19 protein-coding genes are annotated in these 23,081 nt (G+C 71.4%); 10 read left to right on the top strand and 9 right to left on the bottom strand.

Annotated elements, in window-relative coordinates; translation table 11 throughout:
- Positions 1–39 precede the first annotated feature (39 nt).
- Together ACFY1S_RS08560 and ACFY1S_RS08555 are read right to left on the bottom strand one after the other, a co-directional pair.
- Positions 40–2,214, bottom strand: coding sequence for an FUSC family protein (locus ACFY1S_RS08560; protein ID WP_387114127.1), 2,175 nt, complete (start codon positions 2,212–2,214; stop codon positions 40–42).
- Between the two features lie 402 nt (positions 2,215–2,616).
- Complete coding sequence (locus ACFY1S_RS08555; protein ID WP_387114125.1) at positions 2,617–4,002, bottom strand: cation:dicarboxylate symporter family transporter; 1,386 nt, start codon at positions 4,000–4,002, stop codon at positions 2,617–2,619.
- 82 nt (positions 4,003–4,084) lie between these two features.
- Here ACFY1S_RS08555 and ACFY1S_RS08550 point away from each other — a divergent pair, with 82 nt between their 5' ends.
- From ACFY1S_RS08550 to abc-f, 3 genes are all read left to right on the top strand, one after another.
- Positions 4,085–5,671, top strand: coding sequence for an ATP-binding protein (locus ACFY1S_RS08550; RefSeq protein WP_387114123.1), 1,587 nt, complete (start codon positions 4,085–4,087; stop codon positions 5,669–5,671).
- Complete coding sequence (locus tag ACFY1S_RS08545) at positions 5,668–6,363, top strand: response regulator (protein WP_387114121.1); 696 nt, start codon at positions 5,668–5,670, stop codon at positions 6,361–6,363. Before ACFY1S_RS08550 ends, ACFY1S_RS08545 begins: the two co-directional genes overlap by 4 nt.
- A gap of 372 nt (positions 6,364–6,735) precedes the next feature.
- Positions 6,736–8,373, top strand: a complete 1,638-nt coding sequence (gene abc-f, locus ACFY1S_RS08540; protein WP_387114119.1) for a ribosomal protection-like ABC-F family protein — start codon at positions 6,736–6,738, stop codon at positions 8,371–8,373.
- 53 nt (positions 8,374–8,426) lie between these two features.
- Here abc-f and dnaE read toward each other — a convergent pair whose 3' ends face one another.
- Positions 8,427–11,957 carry a DNA polymerase III subunit alpha gene (dnaE, locus tag ACFY1S_RS08535; protein WP_387114117.1) on the bottom strand — a complete coding sequence of 1,177 codons (3,531 nt, stop codon included), beginning with the start codon at positions 11,955–11,957 and terminating at the stop codon, positions 8,427–8,429.
- A gap of 135 nt (positions 11,958–12,092) precedes the next feature.
- Positions 12,093–12,650 (bottom strand): GNAT family N-acetyltransferase, encoded by a 558-nt coding sequence (locus ACFY1S_RS08530; protein WP_387114115.1) that lies wholly within the window; start codon positions 12,648–12,650, stop codon positions 12,093–12,095.
- Positions 12,651–12,758: 108 nt separating this feature from the next.
- Here ACFY1S_RS08530 and ACFY1S_RS08525 point away from each other — a divergent pair, with 108 nt between their 5' ends.
- The 7 genes from ACFY1S_RS08525 to ACFY1S_RS08495 all read left to right on the top strand — a co-directional run bounded on the left by ACFY1S_RS08525 (position 12,759) and on the right by ACFY1S_RS08495 (position 19,130).
- Positions 12,759–13,379 carry an L-threonylcarbamoyladenylate synthase gene (locus tag ACFY1S_RS08525; RefSeq protein ID WP_387114113.1) on the top strand — a complete coding sequence of 207 codons (621 nt, stop codon included), beginning with the start codon at positions 12,759–12,761 and terminating at the stop codon, positions 13,377–13,379.
- 289 nt (positions 13,380–13,668) lie between these two features.
- On the top strand, positions 13,669–14,010 hold the full coding sequence (locus ACFY1S_RS08520) for a PadR family transcriptional regulator (protein WP_110564981.1): 342 nt from the start codon (positions 13,669–13,671) through the stop codon (positions 14,008–14,010).
- The gene (locus ACFY1S_RS08515) at positions 14,007–14,954 is read left to right on the top strand and encodes a permease prefix domain 1-containing protein (RefSeq protein ID WP_387114111.1); all 948 of its coding nucleotides are present in this window, start codon (positions 14,007–14,009) and stop codon (positions 14,952–14,954) included. The genes ACFY1S_RS08520 and ACFY1S_RS08515 overlap by 4 nt, the downstream gene beginning before the upstream one ends.
- 122 nt (positions 14,955–15,076) lie before the next feature.
- Complete coding sequence (locus ACFY1S_RS08510) at positions 15,077–16,396, top strand: sensor histidine kinase (protein WP_387114109.1); 1,320 nt, start codon at positions 15,077–15,079, stop codon at positions 16,394–16,396.
- Between the two features lie 2 nt (positions 16,397–16,398).
- On the top strand, positions 16,399–17,097 hold the full coding sequence (locus ACFY1S_RS08505; RefSeq protein WP_387114107.1) for a response regulator: 699 nt from the start codon (positions 16,399–16,401) through the stop codon (positions 17,095–17,097).
- 81 nt (positions 17,098–17,178) lie between these two features.
- Positions 17,179–18,072, top strand: coding sequence for an ABC transporter ATP-binding protein (locus ACFY1S_RS08500; protein ID WP_387114105.1), 894 nt, complete (start codon positions 17,179–17,181; stop codon positions 18,070–18,072).
- Positions 18,069–19,130, top strand: a complete 1,062-nt coding sequence (locus ACFY1S_RS08495) for an ABC transporter permease (protein WP_387114103.1) — start codon at positions 18,069–18,071, stop codon at positions 19,128–19,130. The genes ACFY1S_RS08500 and ACFY1S_RS08495 overlap by 4 nt, the downstream gene beginning before the upstream one ends.
- 8 nt (positions 19,131–19,138) lie before the next feature.
- Here the strand turns inward: ACFY1S_RS08495 and ACFY1S_RS08490 are convergent, their stop codons facing one another.
- From ACFY1S_RS08490 to ACFY1S_RS08470, 5 genes are all read right to left on the bottom strand, one after another.
- Positions 19,139–19,756 carry a DUF402 domain-containing protein gene (locus ACFY1S_RS08490; RefSeq protein ID WP_387114101.1) on the bottom strand — a complete coding sequence of 206 codons (618 nt, stop codon included), beginning with the start codon at positions 19,754–19,756 and terminating at the stop codon, positions 19,139–19,141.
- A gap of 8 nt (positions 19,757–19,764) precedes the next feature.
- Positions 19,765–20,517: a YebC/PmpR family DNA-binding transcriptional regulator gene (locus ACFY1S_RS08485; RefSeq protein ID WP_364371293.1), complete on the bottom strand. Its 753-nt coding sequence runs from the start codon at positions 20,515–20,517 to the stop codon at positions 19,765–19,767.
- Between the two features lie 259 nt (positions 20,518–20,776).
- On the bottom strand, positions 20,777–21,379 hold the full coding sequence (pdxT, locus tag ACFY1S_RS08480) for a pyridoxal 5'-phosphate synthase glutaminase subunit PdxT (protein WP_387114098.1): 603 nt from the start codon (positions 21,377–21,379) through the stop codon (positions 20,777–20,779).
- Positions 21,380–21,466: 87 nt separating this feature from the next.
- Entirely contained in the window at positions 21,467–22,384 is a 918-nt protein-coding gene (gene pdxS, locus ACFY1S_RS08475; protein ID WP_387114096.1) for a pyridoxal 5'-phosphate synthase lyase subunit PdxS, read from the bottom strand.
- Positions 22,385–22,509: 125 nt separating this feature from the next.
- Positions 22,510–23,013: a hypothetical protein gene (locus ACFY1S_RS08470; RefSeq protein WP_364371306.1), complete on the bottom strand. Its 504-nt coding sequence runs from the start codon at positions 23,011–23,013 to the stop codon at positions 22,510–22,512.
- Positions 23,014–23,081 lie beyond the last annotated feature (68 nt).

Here is a 23,081-nt window from a genome sequence, read left to right as displayed (position 1 = left end):
GGCGGTGGTCCCCGAATCCTGTCCGGCCACCTCGGCCCCTCACGGTGTCCCCTCCCGGCTGACCTCCCGGTCGGCGGGCAGACGGATCCGGCCGAGGTTGTCGGCGAGGCCGGCGAGCCACCTGTCCACCTCCACGAGATGCCGCACCGACGCGGGGTCGGCCGCGCCGAGCAGCGGACGGACCCGGTTCAACTCGTCCACACAGTCGCTCGCAAGGGGCAGCGGCGCCGCCGTCCGGCCGTGTGCCACCTCGTCGGCGAGGTCGTCGTACGCCGAATGCAGGTGCCCGGCGGTGTCCCGCAGCAGGGCCGCGGCCGCGGGCCAGCCGGCGAGGCAGCCGGGCGGGTTGCGGCGCAGCAGCGACTCGACGCCCGGCACCACGCGGTGCCCGGCGCTGAGGACGACGTCCCAGCTCACCTGCTGTCGACGCGGGTCGTGCCGCTCGGAGTGGAACTGGCAGTACGACGAGTCGACCAGGACCATCCGTCGACGGATCTGGTCGAGGGCCGGGCCGGGGTGGTCGGGGCCGCCGAGCACCGCCTGGACGGTCCGCTCGACCACGTCCCCGCTGGACACCAGGAGGCGGGCGGCGTTGCGTCGCAGGTCGTGACCCGCGCCGCGCGGCCATATCGCCACCCCGGCGAGCACACCTACCAGCGCGCCGAGCAGGACGTCGACCAGGCGAACCTCGGCGAGCCGCCACCCTTCCGGGCTGAGCTGGGCGAACACGACAGTCAGCAGCACCGTGAACAGCGCCTGCTGCCAGACCGGCCCCAGCAGGCGACCGACGCCGAAGGCCAGGATCAGGGTCACCGGCAGGACGACGGCGTAGACGACCGGCTCCTCGACGACGAGCATCACCAGGCCACTGACGGCGGCGCCGGCGATGGTGCCCAGCAGCGCGGGCCGCAGGGCCGTGCGGGTGTCCGCCGCGGAGGTGCGCAGGACGGTGAGGGTGGCCAGCAGCACCCAGAAGCCGTGGGTGAGCTGCAGGAGCCCCGCCGCCACCCGGGCGACGGCCAGCGCCACGGCCAGCCGCAGCGAGCTGTGCAGGTGGGCCGATCGGGGGGCGAGGTGGGAGCGGAACTGCCTCCAGTACAACGTCCACGGACTGTGCCGCGCGAACTCGAACAGCCCCGAAGGGTCGTCCGCGCCGTCGGCCCGCGACCCGGTGGCCACCCGGGTGCCGACGGCGAAGACCCGCACCTGGTCGGCGAGGGCCAGGGCCGTCGCGTCCCGACACAGGCGGGGTACGTCTGGCGCGTCCCGACCGCCGGCGTACGCCTCCTCGGCCCGCCCGATGGCGACATCCAGGTCGCCGAGGTCGACCGGCGGAGCGCCCGGGGACAGGCTGCGGCCGGCGGCGCGGGTCGTGGCGGCGCCCGAGCGCAGCAGTCCCGCCGCGGCGAGATCCGGGATCGGCTCCGGTGGGGCGTCCGCCGCCAGGCGATCCGCCTCGGCGAGCACCTCCCGTAACGCCGCCGCGCAGATCCGCAGTGCCCGGTCCTGGGCGCCCGCCGCCGTGGGCGCCCACGCCGGAGGGTTGCGGGCCAGGTCGAGAGCGGCGACCACGTCGTACGCCCGCTGGCGCCGGGCCTCGCGACCACCGGGACCGGCGTGCGGGTCGGCCAGTGCCTCCGCGGCGGCGTCGAGGAACGCCGCGACGCCCTCCGCCGCCTCGGCGAGCCGCTGCCGGTACGAGACCGGCACCGGATCGGGCCAGAGGAACACCTCGGCGGCGGCGAGCAGCACGATGGCGAGAGTGACGCCGCCGAGGCGCTGCGGCAGGGTGTCCGGCTGGTACGGCGGGAAGGACGCCAGGATGTAGAACAGTTGGAACGCGCTGGCCCACCCCACCAGGCGTGGATTGCCGACTCCGGCGAACGCCACGACGAACCCGATCACCAGCATCCCGCCGGCCGCCGCCCACGTGCTCCACGCCAACAGCGAACCCGCCGCGACCAGCGCCCACACCACGGGCAGCGACGTGACGAGGATCCGCGCCCGCTGCGGCGCCGGACCGGGCAGCTGAGCGAACGAGCCTGCCGCGATCGTTCCGAACAGGCCGTACGTGGCGAGCATCGGACTGCCCGCCCCGTACCGGCAGGCGTAGAACACCACTGACGCGACGAGGGTCAGCCGGGCGGCGCGCCGCAGGACGACGTACCCCGGGTCACGGGTGCGCAGCGCGCCCAGGAGGCTGGTTCCGCGCACGCCTGCTCCCCCGGGTCCGCCGCAGCACACCTCCCCGGCCCCCATTGTCCACGGCGCTCCTCGGGGGCGGCGCGTTTCGCGGCAACCCTGGCAGGATGCTGCGGTGCGCATCACCCCCCGGCCTCGTGGCGTCGTTCCGGGTCCCGTCGAACTCCCCTCGCGTACCCGGTTCGCCCAGAACCGCCGACAAGGTGCTCGGTCGGGTGGAGTACCCGGTGCCCGTGTCGGAGAGCCCGATGGCACTCGGGGACGGCACCTGGCTCACCTGCGGCGAGGACCCCTTCCATCTCCTGCTGCGGAGTCGTGAGCCGGCACGTCCACAGTGACCGACGCGAGTTCGGCGACATCGGGGTGCCCTGGATGCGGGGTCACCCCGATGTCGCCGAGCCGGAGCCGATTCCGTCAGGCAGGCACCGCCGTCGCCTTCTCGTCGTCGGAACGCCGCGCCGGCGTCTCGCCCTCGTCGTCGTGCTCGTCGAGCATGGTCGCCTCGTCGAACGGGTCGTCGCCGCGCAGCACCCCCGCCGCCCGGTCCCTGTCGAACTCGCCGGTCCAGGTGCCGACGAGCACCGTCGCCACGGCGTTGCCGGCGAAGTTCGTCAACGCCCGGGCCTCGGACATGAACCGGTCGATGCCGACGATCAGTCCGACCCCGTCGACGAGGTCCGGGCGGTGCGACTGGAGCCCGCCGGCGAGCGTGGCCAGCCCGGCGCCGGTGACGCCCGCCGCCCCCTTCGAGGCGATGACCATGAACAGCAGCAGCGAGATCTGCTCCCCGACGGCGAGCGGCTTGCCCAGCGCGTCGGCGATGAACAGCGACGCCATGGTCAGGTAGATCGCCGTGCCGTCGAGGTTGAACGAGTATCCGGTCGGCACCGTGATGCCGACGACGGGCTTGCTGACGCCGAAGTGCTCCATCTTGGCGATCAGCCGCGGCAGCGCCGACTCGGACGACGAGGTGGAGAGGATCAGCAGGAACTCCCGGCCCAGGTAGCGCAGCAGCGAGAAGATCGAGATCCTGGCGATGAACCAGAGCAGCGCGCCCAGGACCACAAGCACGAAGATCAGGCAGGTGGCGTAGAAGCCCACCATGATCTGGGCGAGGCTCTTGAGGGCGTCCACGCCTGTTGCGCCGACCACGGCCGCCATCGCGCCGAACGCGCCGATCGGCGCCAGCCACATGATCATGGCGAGGACCTTGAAGACGACCCGCTGGATGACGGCGATGGCCCCGAGCACCGGCTCACCGCGCCGACCCATCGCCTGCACGGCGAAGCCGACAAGCAGCGCGACCAGCAGCGTCTGGAGCACCTCGCCCTCGGTGAGCGCGGAGAACAGCGTCGTCGGGATGATGCCGAGCAGGAACTCCGTCGTACCGCCGGCCTCGTCGCCCGCGGCCGCCTTGCCGGCGCCGGCGAGGTCCGCACCGAGGTTCAGGCCGGAGCCGGGGTGGATGAGGTTGCCGACGACCAGGCCGATGGCGAGCGCGACAGTCGACATGGTCAGGAAGTAACCGAGGGCCAGGCCGCCGACCTTGCCGACCTTCGCGGCCTGCCGGACGGAGCCGACGCCGAGCACGATGGTGCAGAAGATGACCGGGCTGATCATCATCTTGATCAGGTTGACGAAGCCGGTGCCGATCGGCTTGAGTTCCTTGCCGAAATCGGGGGCGACCAGACCGACCACGATGCCGGCGAGCACCGCCACGATGACGGCCAGATACAGGTAACGGGTACGGTCCCGGCGAGCCGACGGCTCCGCTGTGGTGGTGGCTGCGGTGGTGTCCATGTCGACAATGTGAAGCGCGTCTCACCCGTTGACAGCCTTGCGGTCATTCTGTTCACCGCGAAAACCCCAGGAGGTGGTGGACGTGGCCCGACGCCAGTGGAGCATCGCGGGGCAACTCTTCGCCCTTCAGGCGATGGTGGTGACACTGCTCGTGCTGGCCGGCGCGGCCGGTGCCGTGTGGCTGGCCCGCAGCGACTCCCGCCAGGCGGCGCAGGAGGAGGTGCTGTCGGTGGCGCAGACAGTGGCCGGCTCCCCCGACGTCCGCGCGGCCCTCACGACCGCCGACCCGGCCAGCGTCCTGCAGCCGTACGCCGAATCGACCCGACTCGCGACGGGCACCGACTTCGTGGTGGTGATGGCCCCCGACCGCACCCGGTTCTCGCACCCCACCCGGAACCTGATCGGCCAGCCGTTCGTCGGGGAGATCGGACCCGCCCTGGCCGGCCGACCGTTCACCACCACCAACGTCGGCACGCTCGGCGAGTCGGTGCGCGCGGTCGTCCCGGTATACGACGAGCGGCGGCGCATCGTCGGCCTGGTCTCGGTGGGCATCACCACCCGCGCGATCGACCGTAAGCTGCTCGGCCAGTTGCCTGTGCTGCTGGGTGTCGCCGCACCGGCGCTCGCCCTCGCCGCGACCGGTTCCTGGCTGCTCAGCCGGCGACTGCGTCGCCAGACGCACGGTCTGGGACCGGCGCAGATGACCCGCATGTACGAGTACTACGACGCGGTCCTGCACTCGGTGCGCGAGGGCCTCGTGGTGCTGACCACCGACCGGCGGATCGCCCTGATCAACGACGAGGGCCGCCGTCTGCTGGGGCTGGACGGGGACGCGCCGGTGATCGACCAGCCGGCCGCCGGGATCGACCTGCCGCCCGCCGTCGCCGACCTGCTCGGCTCCGGTCGCGACGCCCGTGACGAACCAGTCCTCGCCGGTGACCGGGTGCTTGTCGCCAACCAGCGGACCACCCGCTTCGAGGGCGCGGCGCTCGGCACCGTCCTGACCCTGCGTGACCAGACCGAGCTGCGCACCCTGGCCAGCGAGCTGGATTCGGTACGGGCGCTCACCGAGGCGTTGCAGGCGCAGACCCACGAGTCGGCAAACCGGCTGCACACCGTGCTGACCCTTGTCGAGCTGGGCCGCACCGAGGAGGCCGTACGGCTCGGCACCCGCGACCTGGCCCTCGCCCAGCAGCTGACCGACCGGGTGGTCGGCGCGGTCACCGAGCCGGCCCTGGCGGCGCTGCTGCTCGGCAAGTCCGCGCAGGCCGGCGAGCGCGGAGTGGACCTGGTCATCGAACCGGACTGCCGCCTCGACGACAGCCCACTGCCCAGCGGCGACCTGCTCACCGTGGTCGGCAACCTGGTCGACAACGCGCTCGAGGCGGTGGCCGGCACGCCGGCGCCCCGCCGGGTACGCGTCTTCGTCGGCGCGGTCGACGACGAACTGGTGGTGCGGGTCGCCGACAGCGGCCCCGGGCTGGCCCCGGAACGGGTGGCCGACGCGTTCCGGCGCGGCTGGTCCACCAAGAGCACAGGTCGCGGCCTCGGCCTGGCGCTCGTCGGGCAGGTGGTACGCCGGCACGGAGGCAGCTACGAGGTGGGCCGCTCGGACGACGGCGGCAGCCTGTTCACCGTCCGCCTGCCCGGTGGAGGTGAACGACGGTGACCGACATCCGGGTGCTCGTCGTCGAGGACGAACCGCTGCTGGCTGAGGCACATTCCGCGTACACGGAACGGGTTCCCGGTTTCGTGGTTGTCGGGGTGGCACACACGGCGCGGGCGGCGATGGCGGCCCTGCGCGCCAACGACGGCGGCGACGTGGACCTCGTACTCCTGGATTTTCGGCTGCCCGACCTGCACGGCCTGGACGTCTGCCGGGCGTTGCGGGCCGCCGGCAGCAGCGTCGACGTGCTGGCGGTGACGTCCGCGCGGGACCTCGCGGTGGTGCGCACCGCGGTGTCCCTCGGGGTGACCCACTACCTGCTCAAACCGTTCACGTTCGCCGCGTTCCGCGACAAGCTGGAACGGTACGCGGACTACCGCGCGCAGGCTCTCGCCGACGGTGAGGTGGCCGCGCAGCACGACGTGGACCGGATGTTCGCCACCCTGCGCGGCACCGCCGGGCACTCCCTGCCCAAGGGGCTGGACGCGCAGACCCTCAACCGGGTGCGCGCGGCGCTGGCCGACGGGACCGGCCCGCAGGCGGGACTCTCGGCGACCGAGGTGAGCGCGGCGACTGGCATCTCCCGGGTGACGGCCCGCCGCTACCTGGAATACCTGGTGACAGTCGACCGGGCCGTCCGCACCCCCCGCTACGGCACCCCCGGCCGCCCCGAGGTCGAGTACCGTCCGCGCTGAGCGCGACCGCGGACTGCGGTCCAAGATCCGAGCAAGTTGCCCGATATTGCTGCCTCCGACGGGCGCGAAGCAGCAACATCCCCGATGTTGCGCGGACCTGGGGAGGCGCGCCCCGCCGCCGGGCTTCGGGCGGCCCGGGAACCCGGTGGCGGGGTGAAGATCCGTTGTTAGACTGGGCGGGTTGGGTTAGTGGTACGACCAGGGAGACCAGACATGGCGGGTGACGACGACATCTCCGGGTGAGCCCGGATGTGTTCGGCCATCGGTTCGGCGCGCGGTGCGCGGCCGACGTGGCCTTGTCGTCGTTCCACCGGTCCCGTTCGTCGTCGGGCGGCTTACGCACGCCCAGCCCACCCTCTGAGGTCACTCTCCATGTCTGATGCGTTCATCGTCTGCTCGAACCTGTCCTTCTCCTGGCCGGATGACACCCCTGTCTTCTCGGACCTGTCCTTCACCGTCCCGGGCGGTCGCACCGGCCTGGTCGCCCCCAACGGCGCCGGCAAGAGCACGCTGCTGCGGCTGATCGCCGGTGAGCTGCGGCCCAGCGGCGGCAGCATCACCGTCGACGGCCTGCTCGGCTACCTGCCGCAGACGCTGCCGCTGGCCGGCGACCTGGCCGTGGCGCAGGTGCTCGGCGTCGCCGAACGGGTCGCGGCGCTGCATGCCATCGAGGCAGGCGACGCCAGCGAGGAACACTTCGCCACCATCGGCGACGACTGGGACATCGAGGAGCGCACCCGAGCCGAACTGGACCGGCTCGGCCTGGGCGAGCTGTCGCTCGACCGTCCGCTGCACACCCTCAGCGGCGGCCAGGCGATCTCCCTGGGCCTGGCGGCGCAACTGCTCCGACGCCCGGACGTGCTGCTGCTCGACGAGCCGACCAACAACCTCGACCTGGAAGCCCGGCACAAGCTCTACGACGTCCTCACCGACTGGTCGGGATGCCTGCTGCTGGTCAGCCACGACCGGGAACTGCTGGGCCGGATGGACCGCATCGCCGAGCTGGAACGAGGCGAGATCACCTGGTACGGGGGCGACTTCACCGCGTACACCGAGGCGGTGCAGGCCGCGCGGGAGGTGGCCGAGAGCAACATGCGCAACGCCGAGCAGGAGGTCAAGCGGGAGAAGCGGGAGATGCAGCAGGCCCGCGAGCGCGCCGACCGGCGGGCCAGCAACGCCTCCAAGAACCTGAAGAACGCCGGGCTGGCCCGGATCGTCGCCGGCGGCCTCAAGCGCAGCGCGCAGGAGTCGGCCGGCAGGGCGCAGGAGACGCACTCCAACCGGCTCGGGCAGGCCAGGTCCCGACTCGACGAGGCCGGCCGGGCGCTCCGCGAGGAGGACCGGATCACCGTCGACCTGCCGGACACCACCGTCCCTAGTGGTCGCACGGTCTTCTCCGGTACGGGAATGCGGGCCCGCTTCGACGACCGCGACCTGTTCGGCGGCGACGGCGCCGACCTGGTGATCCGGGGACCGGAGCGGATCGCCCTCACCGGGGCGAACGGCACCGGCAAGTCGACACTGCTGCGCCTCGTCAACGGCGACCTCGCACCGGCCGGCGGCGAGATCCGGCGGGCCGACGGGCGGATCGCGTACCTGTCACAGCGGCTGGACCTGCTGGACCTCGACCGCACGGTCGCGGAGAACTTCGCCGCGTACGCGCCGAGCCTGCCCGACGCGCGGCGGATGAACCTGCTCGCCCGGTTCCTGTTCCGGGGCTCGCGGGTGAACCTGCCCGTCGGGGTGCTCTCCGGCGGCGAACGGCTGCGCGCCACCCTCGCCTGCGTGCTCTGCGCCGAGCCGGCACCGCAACTGCTGCTGCTCGACGAGCCGACGAACAACCTGGACCTGGTGAGCGTCGGGCAGTTGGAGAGCGCGCTGTCCGCGTACCAGGGGGCGTTCGTGGTGGTCAGCCACGACGAACGGTTCCTCGCCGAGATCGGCGTGCGGCGCTGGTTGCGGCTGGCCGGCGGCCAGCTACGGGAGATCGCGGCCCCCGACCGGGGCTGACCCCCGACGACCGTGCGCGGCCCGGCCGGAATACGGCCGGGCCGCGAGCCGGCTCAGCTCACGTTGGCCGGGCCGAGGACGCTCTTCAGGTCACCCATCAGCGCGGTGGTCGCCGCGACCCGGAACGGACCCAGCCGCAGGGTGGTGGTACGACCACCATTGAGCAGCTTGACGTGCACCTCGGTGTCGCCGGGGTGCAGCACCAGGGTCTCCTTGAGGCGTTCCACGAGCGGTGGCGTGCACCTGTGCACCGGAATGGTCAGGGTGACCGGCTTGTTGGTGGCGCTGGTGCTGACGTCCGGCATGGACATGTCCATCGCCATGATGCGTGGGGTGTCGTCGCGGCGGTCCACGCGGCCCTTGACCACCACGATGGCGTCTTCGGCGATGTACTGCCCGATCACCTCGTACGTGTTGGGGAAGAACAGGGTCTCCACCCCACCGGCCAGGTCCTCGAGGGTGGCCGACGCCCACGCCCGGCCCTGCTTGGTGACCCGCCGCTGCACGCCGGAGAGGATGCCGGCGAGGGTGACCACCGCCCCGTCGGGCACCGCGCCGTCCTCGGCGAGGGAGGCGATCGTGGTGTCGGCCGCCGCGTTGAGGATGTGCTCCAGGCCGAACAGCGGGTGGTCCGACACGTACAGGCCGAGCATCTCGCGTTCGAAGGCCAGCTTGTCGCGCTTGTCCCACTCGCTGTCGCCGATCACCGGCATCACGGTCGTGCTGCCCGTGTCGGCGTCGCCGAAGCCCGCGCCGAACAGGTCGTACTGGCCGACGGCCTCCTTGCGCTTGACGTCGGCGTACGCGTCGATGGCGTCCGCGTGCACCGCGAGCAGGCCCTTGCGCGGGTGGTTCAGCGAGTCGAAGGCCCCCGCCTTGATCAGCGATTCGATCGTCTTCTTGTTGCAGACCACCGCGTCCACCTTGGACAGGAAGTCGTAGAAGTCGGTGTAGTCGCCCTTCTCCTGGCGGCAGCGCATGATCGAGGCGACCACGTTCGCGCCGACGTTGCGGACGGCGGCCAGGCCGAAGCGGATGTCCTTGCCGACCGGGGTGAACGGCCCGGCCGAGGTGTTCACGTCCGGTGGCAGCACCTGGATGCGCATCCGGCGGCACTCGGACAGGTACAGCGCCATCTTGTCCTTGTCGTCGCCGACGGACGTCAGCAGCCCGGCCATGTACTCGGCCGGGTAGTGCGCCTTCAGGTACGCCGTCCAGTAGGAGACCAGCCCGTACGCGGCGGAGTGCGCCTTGTTGAAGGCGTACCCGGCGAACGGGACCAGGACGTCCCACACGGCCTGGATCGCCTCGTCGGAGTAGCCGCGCTCGCGGCAGCCGTCCCGGAAGGGGATGAACTCCTTGTCGAGGATCTCCTTCTTCTTCTTACCCATGGCCCGGCGCAGCAGGTCCGCCTGGCCGAGCGTGTAGCCGGCGAGGATCTGCGCGGCGCGCTGCACCTGCTCCTGGTAGACGATCAGGCCATGGGTGGGCGCCAGGATCTCCCGCAGCGGCTCCTCCAGCTCCGGGTGGATCGGCGTGATCTCCTGGAGGCCGTTCTTGCGCAGCGCGTAGTTCGTGTGCGAGTCGACGCCCATCGGGCCGGGCCGGTACAGCGCCAGGACTGCGGAGATGTCCTCGAAGTTGTCAGGCTTCATCAACCGCAGCAGCGAGCGCATCGGCCCGCCGTCGAGCTGGAAGACACCAAGGGTGTCGCCGCGTGCCAGCAGCTCGTAGGCGGCCGGATCGTCCAGCGGCAGACCCAGCAGGTCGAGCTTGAGGCCGTGGTTCAGCTCGATGTTCTTGACCGCGTCGTCGATGATCGTCAGGTTGCGCAGGCCGAGGAAGTCCATCTTCAACAGCCCGAGCGACTCGCAGGTCGGGTAGTCGAACTGGGTGATGATCGCCCCGTCGGCGTCGCGGCGCATCAGCGGGATGTGCTCGATGATCGGCTCGGCGGACATGATGACGCCGGCGGCGTGCACACCTGTCTGCCGGATCAGCCCCTCGATGCCCTTTGCCGTGTCGATCACCTTGCGCACGTCCGGGTCGGACTCGTACAGGCCACGGATCTCGCCAGCCTCGGCGTACCGGGGGTGCTTGCTGTCGAAGATGCCGGTGAGCGGGATGTCCTTGCCCATCACCGCCGGTGGCATCGCCTTGGTGATCCGGTCGCCCACCGCGTACGGGAAACCCAGCACCCGGGCGGAGTCCTTGATCGCGGCCTTCGCCTTGATCGTGCCGAAGGTCGCGATCTGGGCGACCTTGTCCTCACCCCACTTGTCGGTGACGTACTTGATCACCTCGCCGCGCCGGCGCTCGTCGAAGTCGATGTCGACATCCGGCATCGAGACGCGCTCCGGGTTGAGGAACCGCTCGAAGATCAGCCCGTGCGGGATCGGGTCCAGGTCGGTGATGCCCAGCGCGTACGCCACGAGCGAGCCGGCCGCCGAGCCACGACCCGGACCAACCGCGATGCCCTGGTTCTTCGCCCACTGGATGAAGTCGGCGACCACGAGGAAGTACGACGGGAAGCCCATCTGGTTGATGACGCCCAGCTCGTACTCGGCCTGCACGACGTGGCCCTCGGGGATGCCGTTCGGGTAGCGGCGTCCCAGGCCCGCGAAGGTCTCCTTGCGGAACCAGGACTCCTCGGTCTCCCCCTCGGGCACCGGGAAGCGCGGCATCAGGTTGTGGAACTCGAACATGCCCGTCGGGTCGACCTTCTCGGCGACCAGCAGGGTGTTGCGGCAGCCCTGCTGCCACAGCTCCGACGAGTCGACGGCGCGCATCTGGTCGGCGCTCTTGATGAAGTAGCCGCCGCCCTCGAACCGGAACCGGTTGGGGTCGTCGATGTTGCTGCCGGTCTGCACGCAGAGCAGCACGTCGTGCGCGGTGGCCTGCGCCTCGTGGGTGTAGTGCGAGTCGTTCGTGACGACAGGCGGGATGTCGAGCTTGCGGGCGATCTCGGTGAGCCCGTCACGGACCCGGCGCTCGATGGAGAGGCCGTGATCCATGATCTCCAGGAAGTAGTTGTCCTTGCCGAAGATGTCCTGGTAGCTGCCGGCGACCTTGAGCGCCTCGTCGAACTGACCGAGCCGCAGCCGGGTCTGCACCGCGCCGGACGGGCAGCCGGTGGTGGCCATGATGCCCTCGGCGTGCTCGGCGATCAGCTCCATGTCCATCCGGGGCCACTTGACGTAGTGCCCCTCCATGGACGCGCGCGAGTTGAGGGTGAACAGGTTCTTCAGGCCCTGTGCGTTCTTCGCCCACATGGTCTTGTGGGTGATCGCGCCGTTACCGGAGACGTCGTCGCTCTTCTGCTCCGGCCGACCCCACTTGACCCGCGCCTTGTGGTAGCGCGACTCCGGCGCCACGTACGCCTCGACGCCCAGGATCGGGGTGATGCCGGCGGCCATCGCCTGCTTGTAGAAGTCGTTCGCGCCGTGCATGTTGCCGTGGTCGGTGATCGCCACGGCCGGCATGCCCAGTCGGTTGGCCTCGGCGAACAGGTCCTTCAGCCGGGCCGCTCCGTCGAGCATCGAGTACTCGGTGTGCACGTGCAGATGCGCGAACGAATCGGCCATGCGTGGCGCCCCCCGGCGGTGTGGATCTTGTTGGTCGGAGCCGACCGGCACCTACCCTACCGAGGTGATCTCGACGGCTCCACCGGCCGCGCCGCCCGTGTGTCGACGGCCTCGGCCCTGGGCACGACGATCCGCTCAGAGGTCCATCGCGTAGACCCGGACCCGGCGGCCGGTGTCCGGCTGTACGGTCTCGCGCTCCAGCGACATCCCCAGCTTGATCATCACCCGCGCGGACGCCTCGTTGCCGACGACGTGGATGCTGACCAGTCGCCGCAGGCCGAGCTCGGCACGAGCGTGGGCGACGACCGCCCGGGCCGCCTCGGTGGCCAGACCCCGGCCCCAGTACGCGCGGCCGAGCCGCCAGCCGATCTCCACCGCCGGCATGATCTCGGGCAGGAAGGTCGGCACCGCCAGTCCGGTGAAACCAGCCAGTTCGCCCGTCTCTCTGATCTCCACCGCGTGCAGGCCGAAGCCCCGCTCGTCCCAGTGCCGCCGGTAGGTGGCCAGACGCTCCGCGGTCGCGGCCCGGTCCAGGGTGCGGCCGTCATGGATGTAGCGCATCACCTCGGGGTCCGCGTTGACCGCGGCGAACCCGTCCAGATCATCGCTGTGCCAGCGGCGCAGCAGCAGCCGCGGAGTCTCCAGGGACCGGGCATGAAGAGGGCCTGTCAGGTGAGTCTCACCGTGCTCCACCGGGTGGACGTTACCCGTTGAGCGACAGCCGGGGCGTCCCGCAGGACCGACCGGTCCGGCCGGGCCCGCGCCCCCTCGACGTCGGCGGATGAGCCTAGGCTCGTCAGCATGGCGAGGTACTACGACGTGCACCCGGAGAACCCGCAGCCCCGGATCGTCGGCCAGGTCGCCGACCTGATCCGCGGTGGAGGGCTGGTCGCCTATCCGACGGATTCCTGTTACGCGCTCGGCATCCAGTTGGGCAACCAGGACGGGCTGGACCGGATCCGGCAGATCCGTCACCTCGACGACAGGCACCACTTCACCCTGGTCTGCCGGGACTTCGCGCAGCTCGGCCAGTTCGTCCAGATCAGCAATGCGGTGTTCCGGCTGGTCAAGGCGTCCACCCCGGGCAGTTACACGTTCATCCTGCCGGCCACCCGTGAGGTGCCCCGCCGGATGCTGCACCCCAGAAAGCGCACAGTCGGTGTCCGCGTACCCCGGCACACCGTGACCCAGGCGCTGCTGGCCGAGCTGGCCGAGCCGCTGGTGTCGAGCACGCTTGTGCTTCCCGGCGACGACGAGCCGATGACCCAGGGCTGGGAGATCAAGGAACGGCTCGACCACCAGCTCGACGCGGTGCTGGACGCCGGCGACTGCGGCAGGGAGCCGACGACGGTGATCGACCTGTCCGGGTCGGAGCCGGAGATCCTGCGCCGGGGCGCGGGAGACGTGTCCCGCTTCGAGTAGCACGGACGACGCGGCGAGCGCGTCCCCCCTCGACCACCTGGCCCGACGCCCCCTGGGCGCCGGGCCACCCTCATGTGCGCCCTCCTTTGCTCTGCTGCCACATACGCACCGCCCGGCATCGACCTGGGCGGCGCATCCGCAGCAGCAGAGCAAAGGAGGACCGGAGGCCTGGTCGGAGGGCCTGCGGGGCCCGTCGCCGGCCGAACTTCCGGCCGCCGCCGCACACCCCCAACAGACGCGACGTTATTGGCCTAGACAACAGTGTGTGCCACACAGTATGGTGTGACACATGGTTAGCGAGGACGTTCTACGGACGCATCTGCAGGAGCTGCGTCGAGGCACCGTCGTGGTGGCCAGCCTGGTGGCGCTCCGCCGACCGGACTACGGCTACGCACTACTGCAAAGGCTCACCGACCACGGCTTCCCGGTGGACGCCAACACCCTCTACCCGCTGCTGCGCCGCCTGGAGGACCAGGGGCTGCTCACCAGCGAGTGGAACACCGAGGAGAGCCGGCCGCGCAAGTTCTACCGGACCAGCGACGAGGGCGAGTCGATGCTGAGCCGGCTTCTCGACGACCTCGCCGCCGTGCAGACCTCCATCACCGGGCTTATCCAAGGAGTCGACCGATGAACACCCTGACCGACCGCTACCTCGCCGCCACCCTGCGCTCGGTGCCTGCCCAGCGCCGCGACGAGATCGCCACCGAGCTGCGCGCTTCCATCGGCGACATGATCGACGACCGCACCAGCGGGGGCGCCGACGTCGCCACCGCCGAGCGGGAGGTGCTCACCGAGCTGGGCAACCCCGATCTGCTGGCCGCCCGGTACGCCGACCGTCGACTGCAACTCCTCGGGCCGACGTACTACCTGATCTGGTGGCGGCTGATGAAGCTGTTGCTCAGTCTCATCCCGGCGATCGTCGGCACGATCGTCGCCATCGTCGAGGTCGCCGAGGGCAAGGGCTTCGGCGCCATCGGGCCCGGCATCGTCGCGGCCATGCAGACAGGGGTGCAGATCGCCTTCTGGCTCACCCTGACCTTCGTCCTCATCGACCGGTTCCAGCCCACCGTCGACCTGCCGGACTGGACCGTCGACCAACTGCCCGACGTCCCGGCGCACCGGGACATCTCCCTGGTCGAGACCATCGCGTCCGTGGTCATGCTGCTGGTGACGATCGCGTACCTGCCGTTGCAGCACTACCGGTCCTGGGTGCGCGACACCGACGGCGACAACATCCCGGTCCTCGAACCGGCGCTCTGGTCCTTCTGGCTGCCGGCGCTGATCGTCGTCCTGGCCGCCAGCGTGGTGTTCGAGATCGTGAAGTACCGGGTCGGACGCTGGACCTGGCCCCTGTACGGGACCAAGGCCCTGCTCAACCTGGCGTTCTCGGTGCCGGTGGTGTGGCTGGCCCTCAACGACCGGCTGCTCAACCCGGCCCTCGGCGAGCGCCTGGCCTGGTTGGCCGACGCGGACAACCGCAACACGCTCGGGGCCACGATCGCGGTGGGCGTGGCCGTGATCATGGTGTGGGATCTGGTCGACACCGCCCTGAAGACGCGCCGCCAGGCGGTGTGAGCGACACCGGACACGGCGGCCCGGCGCGTACCCCGCGCCGGGCCGCCGCCCGTGGACGTGACCCGGGCCGCACCGACCTGCCAGGTCTGCCGGTACGGCGGCTGACGTGGCATCGTTCCCGGATGGCAGTCGTCGCAGAGCGAGAGGAATGGCGCCGTCCCGGGCCGACGCCGCAGCAGCGCCGCAACGACGTGTGGCTCGGGCTGGCGGTGACCGGGCTGGCGCTGGTAAGCCTCACGCTGGCCCGCAGCACCGGGGCGTTCCAGCTGGGTCCGCCCCCGTCCGGGCCGAAGCAACTGTTCTGGACCGTCGCGGTGACCGTGCCGCTGATCTGGCGCCGACGCTGGCCGGCCGCCATCCTGCTGGTCGTCTCGGGGGCGTTCATCGCCGCGCAGGCACGGTCGGCCCCGGAGACCCAGTTCTCCTCGTGGGCCCTGTTCTGCGCCCTCTACACCCTCGGCGCGTGGGGGCCCGATCACCTGTTGGCCCGCCGGCTGCGGATCGGCGTGATCGCCACGATGTTCGCCTGGCTGGGCGTCTACTACGCGGTGAAGATCGACCACATCCCGCCGGACGCGTTCGCCGACGCGGTCGGGCCGGTGCCGCCGGTGCTCGCCGCGATGGTCACCGGCGTCCTGGCCAACGTGCTCGTCTTCGGGTTCGCGTACTTCTTCGGCGAGACCGCCTGGGTGGCCGCACGACGCGAGCACGAGCTTCGCGAACAGGCCGAGGACCTGCGCCGCTCCCAGGCCGAGTCCCGGGAACGGGCGGTGCTCGGTGAACGGGTCCGGATCGCCAGGGAACTGCACGACGTGGTCGCCCACCACGTGTCGGTGATGGGGGTGCAGGCGTCCGCCTGCCGGCGGGTCTTCGACCGCGACCCGGGCAAGGCCCGCACGGCGCTCACCGCCATCGAGCAGAGCGCCCGTACTGCCGTCGACGAGCTGCGCCGGATGCTCGGCGTGCTGCGCACCTCCGGCGGCGCCGACGTCGAACAGCCCACGGCCGGCGACGTCGAGCGGATCGCGGAGCTGGTCGAGCGGGCGCGGGCAGCGGGTCTGACGGCCACCCTCGGGGTGTACGGCGACCCCGTCGCGCTGCCCGAGTCGGTGTCGCAGGCGGCCTACCGGGTGACGCAGGAGGCGGTCACCAACACGCTGAAGCACGCCGGGGCGGGCCTGCTGGACGTGCGGGTCCGGTACCTGGCCCGGGAGATGGAGGTCGACGTGACAGACGACGGGCGACCCGGCCGGCCCGACGCCGCCGGGCTCGGCCTGATCGGCATGCGCGAGCGGGTCACCGCCCACGACGGCGAACTGGAGGCCGGCCCCCGCGCCGGCGGCGGTTGGCGGGTACGCGCCCGCTTCCCGCTCGCGGAGCAGCCGGCCGGGCGCCGGGAGAGCACCGACGAGCGGTCCGTGACCTCCGGCGCGGGGCGGTAGGCGTGAGCGCCGAACGGGGTACCCCCATCCGGGTGCTGCTCGCCGACGACCAGCACCTCGTACGCACCGGCTTCCGGGTCATCCTCGAGGTGGAGGACGACATCGAGGTGGTCGGCGAGGCCGCCGACGGCGAGCGTGCCGTCACCATGGCCCGCGCCACCCAACCCGACGTGGTGCTGATGGACGTCGAGATGCCCGGGATGGACGGGCTGGAGGCCACCCGGCAGATCACCGGCGACGGGCCCGGCGCTCCCGCGGTGCTGATCCTCACCACCTTCGACCGCGACGACTACCTGTTCGCCGCCCTGCGGGCCGGGGCCAGCGGCTTCCTGCTCAAGAACGGCACACCTGAGGAACTGGTCGAGGCGATCCAGGTGCTCGCCCGGGGCGACGGCCTGCTCGCCCCGGAGATCACCCGTCGGGTGATCTCCACCTTCGCCCGCCCCGGTGACCCGTCCGGCACCGCCCACCGGGGGCCGGACGCCGACGCCGCGCTGCGGGAGCTGACCCCGCGCGAGTCCGAGGTGCTGGTGCTGCTCGCCGCCGGGGCGAGCAACGCCGAGATCGCCGTCGAGATGCACCTCGGCGAGGCGACTGTGAAGACCCACGTGAGCCGGGTGCTCGCCAAGCTCGGCCTGCGCGACCGGGTCCAGGCGGTGGTCTTCGCGTACGAGAACGGGGTCGTACGCCCCGGCGGCTGACCGGCATCCGTCGCGGGACGGACCCCACGAGTCAGCCCTCGGGCGGACGGCGCGCGGACGTACCCGATCTAGCGTGGGCCCGTGACCAGCACGCTGCGCCTGGACGGCGTCGACCGCAGCTTCGGCGACCGGCAGGTACTCAGGAACGTGTCCTTCGAGGTGGCCGCCGGCCGGATGACCGGCTTCGTGGGCGCCAACGGCGCCGGCAAGACCACCTCCATGCGCATCATCCTGGGCGTACTCGCCCCGGATGCGGGCGAGGTGAGCTGGGGCGGCAGGAAGCTGACCCGGCAGGACCGGCGGCGCTTCGGCTACATGCCGGAGGAGCGGGGTCTCTACCCCAAGATGACCACGCGCGAACAGGTGACCTACCTGGGCCGGTTGCACGGCCTGGACGCGGCCGCCGCGCGACGCGCCACCGACACCCTGCTGGAACGGGTCGGTCTCGGCGAGCGGGGCGACGACCTGCTGGAGACGCTGTCGCTGGGCAACCAGCAGCGCGCCCAGATCGCCGCCGCCCTGGTGCACGATCCGGAGGTGCTGGTGCTCGACGAGCCGTTCTCCGGGCTGGACCCGCTGGCCGTCGACACGGTCGTCGCCGTGCTGCGGGAACGGGCAGCCGCCGGAGCGCCGGTGCTCTTCTCCAGCCACCAGCTCGACGTGGTCGAGCGGCTCTGCGACGACCTGGTCATCATCGCCGACGGGGCGATCCGGGCCGCCGGCAGTCGACGGCAGCTCCGCGACACGTACACCGTGCCCCGCTACGAGCTCGTCGTGGCGACCGACGCCGGCTGGGTCCGCGACGAGCCCGGCGTGACCCTGGTCGAGCTGGACGGCGCCCGTGTCGTGTTCGACCTGCCGGCGGGCGCCGACGAACAGTCCGTGCTGCACGCCGCCCTGGCCCGCGGCCCGGTCCGCGCCTTCCGGCCGGTCAGCCCCTCGCTCACCGAGATCTTCCGAGAGGTCACCCAGTGAACGTCACCCAGGCCACCCGGCTGGTCGCCGAACGCGAGATCCGGGTCAAGCTGCGCGACCGTACCTTCCTGTTCGGCACGCTGTTCTTCCTGCTGATCGCCGCGGCGGGTACGGTCCTGCCGCCGCTGCTCGCCGGCGGGCCGGAGAGCGTGGCCGTCACCCAGCAGGCCGCCGGTCCGCTGCGGGACGCCGGACTCGACGTCCGCGTGGTGGCCGACGACGGGGCCGCCGAACAGGCCGTCCGTGACGGTGACGTGGACGCCGCGGTGGTGTCCGGACCGAAGGTGCTCGCCATGGACGAGACCCCGAACGACGTGGTCCTGGCGTTGAGCAGCGCGCCTCCGGTGCAACTGCTCGACCCCGACGCGGTCGACCCGGTGGTGGCGTTCCTGGTGCCGTTCGTCTTCGCGTTCGTCTTCTTCATCACCTCGCAGACGTTCGGCCTGCAGATCGCGCAGAGCGTCACCGAGGAGAAGCAGACCCGGATCGTGGAAATCCTGGTGGCCGCCGTCCCGGTACGGGCGCTGCTGGCCGGCAAGGTGGTGGCGGGGGCGCTGCTGGCGCTGGGGCAGATCGCGCTGATCGGCGTGGTCACGGTGATCGGCATGCGGATCGGCGACAGCGGCGGGCTGCTCACGCTACTCGCCCCGGCGATCGGCTGGTTCGTGCCGTTCTTCCTGCTCGGCTTCGTGCTCCTGGCCGCGATGTGGGCGGCGGCCGGGGCCCTGGTCAACAGGCAGGAGGACATCGCCGGGGTGTCGACCCCCGTGCAGATCGCGGTGATGCTGCCGTTCTTCGCGGTGATCTTCCTGAACGACAACGACACCGCGATGCGGGTGCTGTCCTACCTGCCGTTCTCGTCGCCCACCGCCATGCCGCTGCGACTGTTCACCGGGGACGCGGCAGGCTGGGAGCCGTTCGTCTCGCTCGCCGTCCTGCTGGCCGCCGCCGGAGCGTTCCTCGTCGGCGGCGCGCGGATCTACGAGGGGTCGCTGCTGCGGACCAACGGCCGCACGTCGCTGCGGACGGCGTGGCGGGAGCGCGAGACCATCGGCTGAGCCGACGGTCAGCGGGCCGGTGGCACCGTGTCCCAGCCGGCGGGCAGCGGGGGCGCCGTCCAGGCCGGGTCGGGCCGCCACCGCGCCCACGCCGGGTCCCACCAGCGCTCGCCGGCGTCGAGCAGCGCGGCGATCCGGTCCCCCTCACCCCGGATGGCGTCCGCCATGCCCGGGTAACGCCCCTCGACGAGGCGCTGGGCGAACATCTCCACGTCCTTCCAGACGTACCCGTCGGCGTCCGCGGCCCACCACAGGTCCAGCTCGTGGTCGAGGGTGTCCACCCCGATCGGCGTACGCCGCAGCGGGTCCTGAAGGTTGAAGTACCAGCCGGCGAAGTCGCGCCGGGGCCCCGTCCAGAACACGTCGACCGAGTGCGCCTCACCGGGGCGGTGCAGCATCAGCTTGCCGTGCCCCGACCACGCCCGGTGCCCCGCGGTCTCCCACGGGTGCCGGCCACACGGGAAGTCACCGGCCTGCGGGAAGCCGAACTCGGCCCCCGGCGGGAGGTAGAGGGCCAGCAGGTCGGGCGAGTCCTCGACGCAGATCGTCGGGCAGCCGAACCACACCTCGCCCCGCAGGATCTCGCGCCGGACGACCACGTCGCCCGGCGCGAACCGTCGTACCACAGCCCTGCTCAGGCGTCCACCGCCGCCATCACGTCGTCGCTGACGTCGAAGTTCGCGTAGACGTTCTGCACGTCGTCGCAGTCCTCCAGGACGTCGATCAGCTTGAAGACCTTGCGGGCGCCCTCCTCGTCCAGCGGCACGTTCATGCTGGGGATGAGGGAGGACTCGGCCGACTCGTACTCGATGCCGGCGTCCTGCAGGGCGGTGCGCACACCGATCAGGTCGGTCGGCTCGGAGACCACCTCGTACGCCTCACCGATGTCGTTGACCTCCTCGGCGCCGGCGTCCAGGACGGCCATCATCACGTCGTCCTCGGTGGTGCCCTCCTTGGGGACGATCACCACGCCCTTGCGGGAGAACATGTACGACACCGAGCCGGCGTCGGCGAGGGACCCGCCGTTGCGGGTGAGCGCGGTGCGCACCTCGGTCGCCGCGCGGTTGCGGTTGTCGGTGAGGCACTCGATGAGCATCGCCACACCGTTGGGGCCGTACCCCTCGTACATGATCGTCTGCCAGTCGGCGCCGCCGGCCTCCAGGCCGGAGCCGCGCTTGACGGCGCGGTCGATGTTGTCGTTCGGCACCGAGCTCTTCTTCGCCTTCTGGATGGCGTCGTAGAGCGTCGGGTTGCCAGCGGGGTCGCCACCGCCGGTCCGCGCGGCCACCTCGACGTTCTTGATCAGCTTGGCGAACATCTTGCCGCGCTTGGCGTCGATGACGGCCTTCTTGTGCTTGGTCGTCGCCCACTTTGAGTGGCCGGACATCTTCTACCTCCGTCTGTCATTGCACGCCTGCGTCGACTGCCGCACCGATTCCGCGCCGCATCGAGCGATCCGGCTGCCGGTCGGCCCCGCGGGAAATGCCACGCCGGGCGACGGCCCTGCCGAACCGCGGCAATCTTACCGAGGTCACACCCCGCCATGTCACACCCGGGACCTGCCCGGGGCGGCGGCACGGGGCCGGGGCCTGCTCAGACCAACGATCCGGGGGCGCGATTCATGCCGGCCCGCACGCGTCCGCCGCTCAGGCGGCCCGCACCAGCTCCACGAAGTACGCGTGTACGCGCAGGTCACCTGTCAGCTCGGGGTGAAACGAGGTGGCCAGCAGGTTGCCCTGCCGCACCGCCACGATCCGCTCGGCCGCCGGGCCACCGGTCACCGTCCCGATCACCTCGACGGCCGCGCCGACCCGCTCGACCCACGGCGCGCGGATGAACACCGCGTGGAACGGCTCCCCCGGCACCCCGTCGATCTCCACCGGCGCCTCGAACGAGTCCACCTGACGGCCGAACGCGTTACGCCGGACGGTCATCTCGATGCCGGCGAAGCCCCGCTGGTCCGCTCGGCCGTCCAGCACCTCGGCGGCCAGCATGATCATGCCGGCGCAGGAGCCGTAGACCGGCATCCCGCCGGCGATCCGCTTGTCGATCGGCTCGCGCAGCTCGAAGATGTCGACGAGCTTGCTGATGGTGGTGGACTCGCCGCCGGGGATCACCAGCCCGTCGACCGCGTCCAACTCCCCCAGCCGGCGGACCGGGCGGGCGTCCGCGCCCGCCGCGGCCAGCGCCGCGACGTGCTCGCGGACGTCCCCCTGGAGGGCGAGCACACCGATCGTGGGTACGGCCACTGTCGCACCGTTCCTCTCGTTGCCGTTCCCGTTGTCAGGAAGGTGCCCTTCCTATACACCAGGCGTTAATAAGGTGCCCTTCCTTACTCACCAACCCCGCTCGGCCAGGCGGTGCGGCTGCGGGATCTCGTCCACGTTGATGCCGACCATCGCCTCGCCCAGACCCCGGGAGACCTTCGCCAGCACGTCCGGGTCGTCGTGGAAGGTGGTGGCCTTGACGATCGCGGCGGCCCGCTGGGCCGGGTTGCCGGCCTTGAAGATGCCCGAGCCGACGAAGACGCCCTCCGCGCCGAGCTGCATCATCATCGCCGCGTCCGCCGGGGTGGCGATCCCGCCCGCGGTGAACAGCACCACCGGCAGCTTGCCGCTCTCGGCGACCTCCTTGACCAGCTCGTACGGGGCCTGCAACTCCTTGGCCGCGACGTACAGCTCGTCTGCGGGCAGCGAGGAGAGCCGGCGGATCTCCTGGCGGATCTTCCGCATGTGGGTGGTGGCGTTCGAGACGTCACCGGTGCCGGCCTCACCCTTGGAGCGGATCATGGCCGCGCCCTCGGTGATCCGGCGCAGCGCCTCGCCCAGGTTGGTCGCGCCACACACGAAGGGGACCGTGAACGCCCACTTGTCGATGTGATTGGCGTAGTCGGCCGGGGTCAGCACCTCGGACTCGTCCACGTAGTCCACGCCCAGCGACTGGAGGATCTGCGCCTCCACGAAGTGCCCGATGCGGGCCTTGGCCATCACCGGGATGGAGACCGCCTCGATGATCCCGTCGATCATGTCGGGGTCGCTCATCCGCGACACCCCGCCCTGCGCGCGGATGTCGGCGGGCACCCGCTCCAGGGCCATCACCGCGACCGCTCCGGCATCCTCGGCGATCCTGGCCTGTTCGGCGTTGACCACGTCCATGATCACGCCACCCTTGAGCATCTCGGCCATGCCCCGCTTCACGCGAGCGGTGCCGACGACGGGGGTGGTGCCGGTGGTCGGGGCAGGGGTCTCAGACACGGCTCATCGCTCCTCGGACGTGCGGTGGGGGTGGCAGAAAAAATGCTACGTACGGCACAACGCCACACCGACAGCCAATCAACCCCCCTGTGGCCTGCGGTGTGGCACCGCTCACCGCCCCGGGGTCAGCTCGCGGGCACGTCCGCCGGCACCGTCAGGGTCGGGTCGTCGATGTCGAAGTACCGCGGCCACTCGTGACCCCGCCCCATCCGCAACAACCGCACAAGCGGACGGCTGCGCGCCGAACGGGCGTCCCGGACCAGGTCGGTGTGCACCTGCCGGGACAGCGCCAGCCGGCGACTCGCGGCGATCACCGCCCCGCAGTCCGGATCGGCCGGGTCCAACCGCACCGACCGCAGCTGCCGGGTCAGGTCGTTCTCCGCCGCCTCCCGCTCCTCGGGCCGCGCGTCGAGCGCGATGCGCGCCGCCGCGTACAGCTCGACGCCGAAACGGCGCTCCGCGAGCACGGCCGCGGCCGCCGCCCGGCGCAACAGGTGGGCGTCGAGAGCCCGGGCCGCCAGCTCCGCGCGGCCCTGCAGTCGTTCGACCCGACCGGCGGTCCAGATGAGGTACGCCGCGACCAGCCCCACGACCACGCTCCCGGCCACCACCCACCACATGTGCGGCATCGTAGTGCTGCTCCGTTCGCCTCCGATTGGGCGCGCTCACCCCGGTCCGCACCGGTCACGATCGCACC

This window comes from Micromonospora sp. NPDC000663, assembly GCF_042898105.1.
Classification (GTDB): Bacteria; Actinomycetota; Actinomycetes; order Mycobacteriales; family Micromonosporaceae; genus Micromonospora.
Note: the sequence above shows the minus strand (reverse complement) of the source record. Positions and strands in the feature narration are given on the sequence as shown.

Excerpts from the sequence above, each read along its gene's own strand:
- abc-f (WP_387114119.1), top strand. The coding sequence starts at position 6,736 with ATGTCTGATGCGTTCATCGTCTGCTCGAACCTGTCCTTCTCCTGGCCG.
- ACFY1S_RS08515 (WP_387114111.1), top strand. The coding sequence starts at position 14,007 with ATGAACACCCTGACCGACCGCTACCTCGCCGCCACCCTGCGCTCGGTG.
- ACFY1S_RS08485 (WP_364371293.1), bottom strand. The coding sequence starts at position 20,517 with ATGTCCGGCCACTCAAAGTGGGCGACGACCAAGCACAAGAAGGCCGTC.
- ACFY1S_RS08555 (WP_387114125.1), bottom strand. The coding sequence starts at position 4,002 with ATGGACACCACCGCAGCCACCACCACAGCGGAGCCGTCGGCTCGCCGG.
- ACFY1S_RS08525 (WP_387114113.1), top strand. The coding sequence starts at position 12,759 with ATGGCGAGGTACTACGACGTGCACCCGGAGAACCCGCAGCCCCGGATC.
- ACFY1S_RS08510 (WP_387114109.1), top strand. The coding sequence starts at position 15,077 with ATGGCAGTCGTCGCAGAGCGAGAGGAATGGCGCCGTCCCGGGCCGACG.
- dnaE (WP_387114117.1), bottom strand. The coding sequence starts at position 11,957 with ATGGCCGATTCGTTCGCGCATCTGCACGTGCACACCGAGTACTCGATG.
- ACFY1S_RS08520 (WP_110564981.1), top strand. The coding sequence starts at position 13,669 with ATGGTTAGCGAGGACGTTCTACGGACGCATCTGCAGGAGCTGCGTCGA.
- ACFY1S_RS08470 (WP_364371306.1), bottom strand. The coding sequence starts at position 23,013 with ATGCCGCACATGTGGTGGGTGGTGGCCGGGAGCGTGGTCGTGGGGCTG.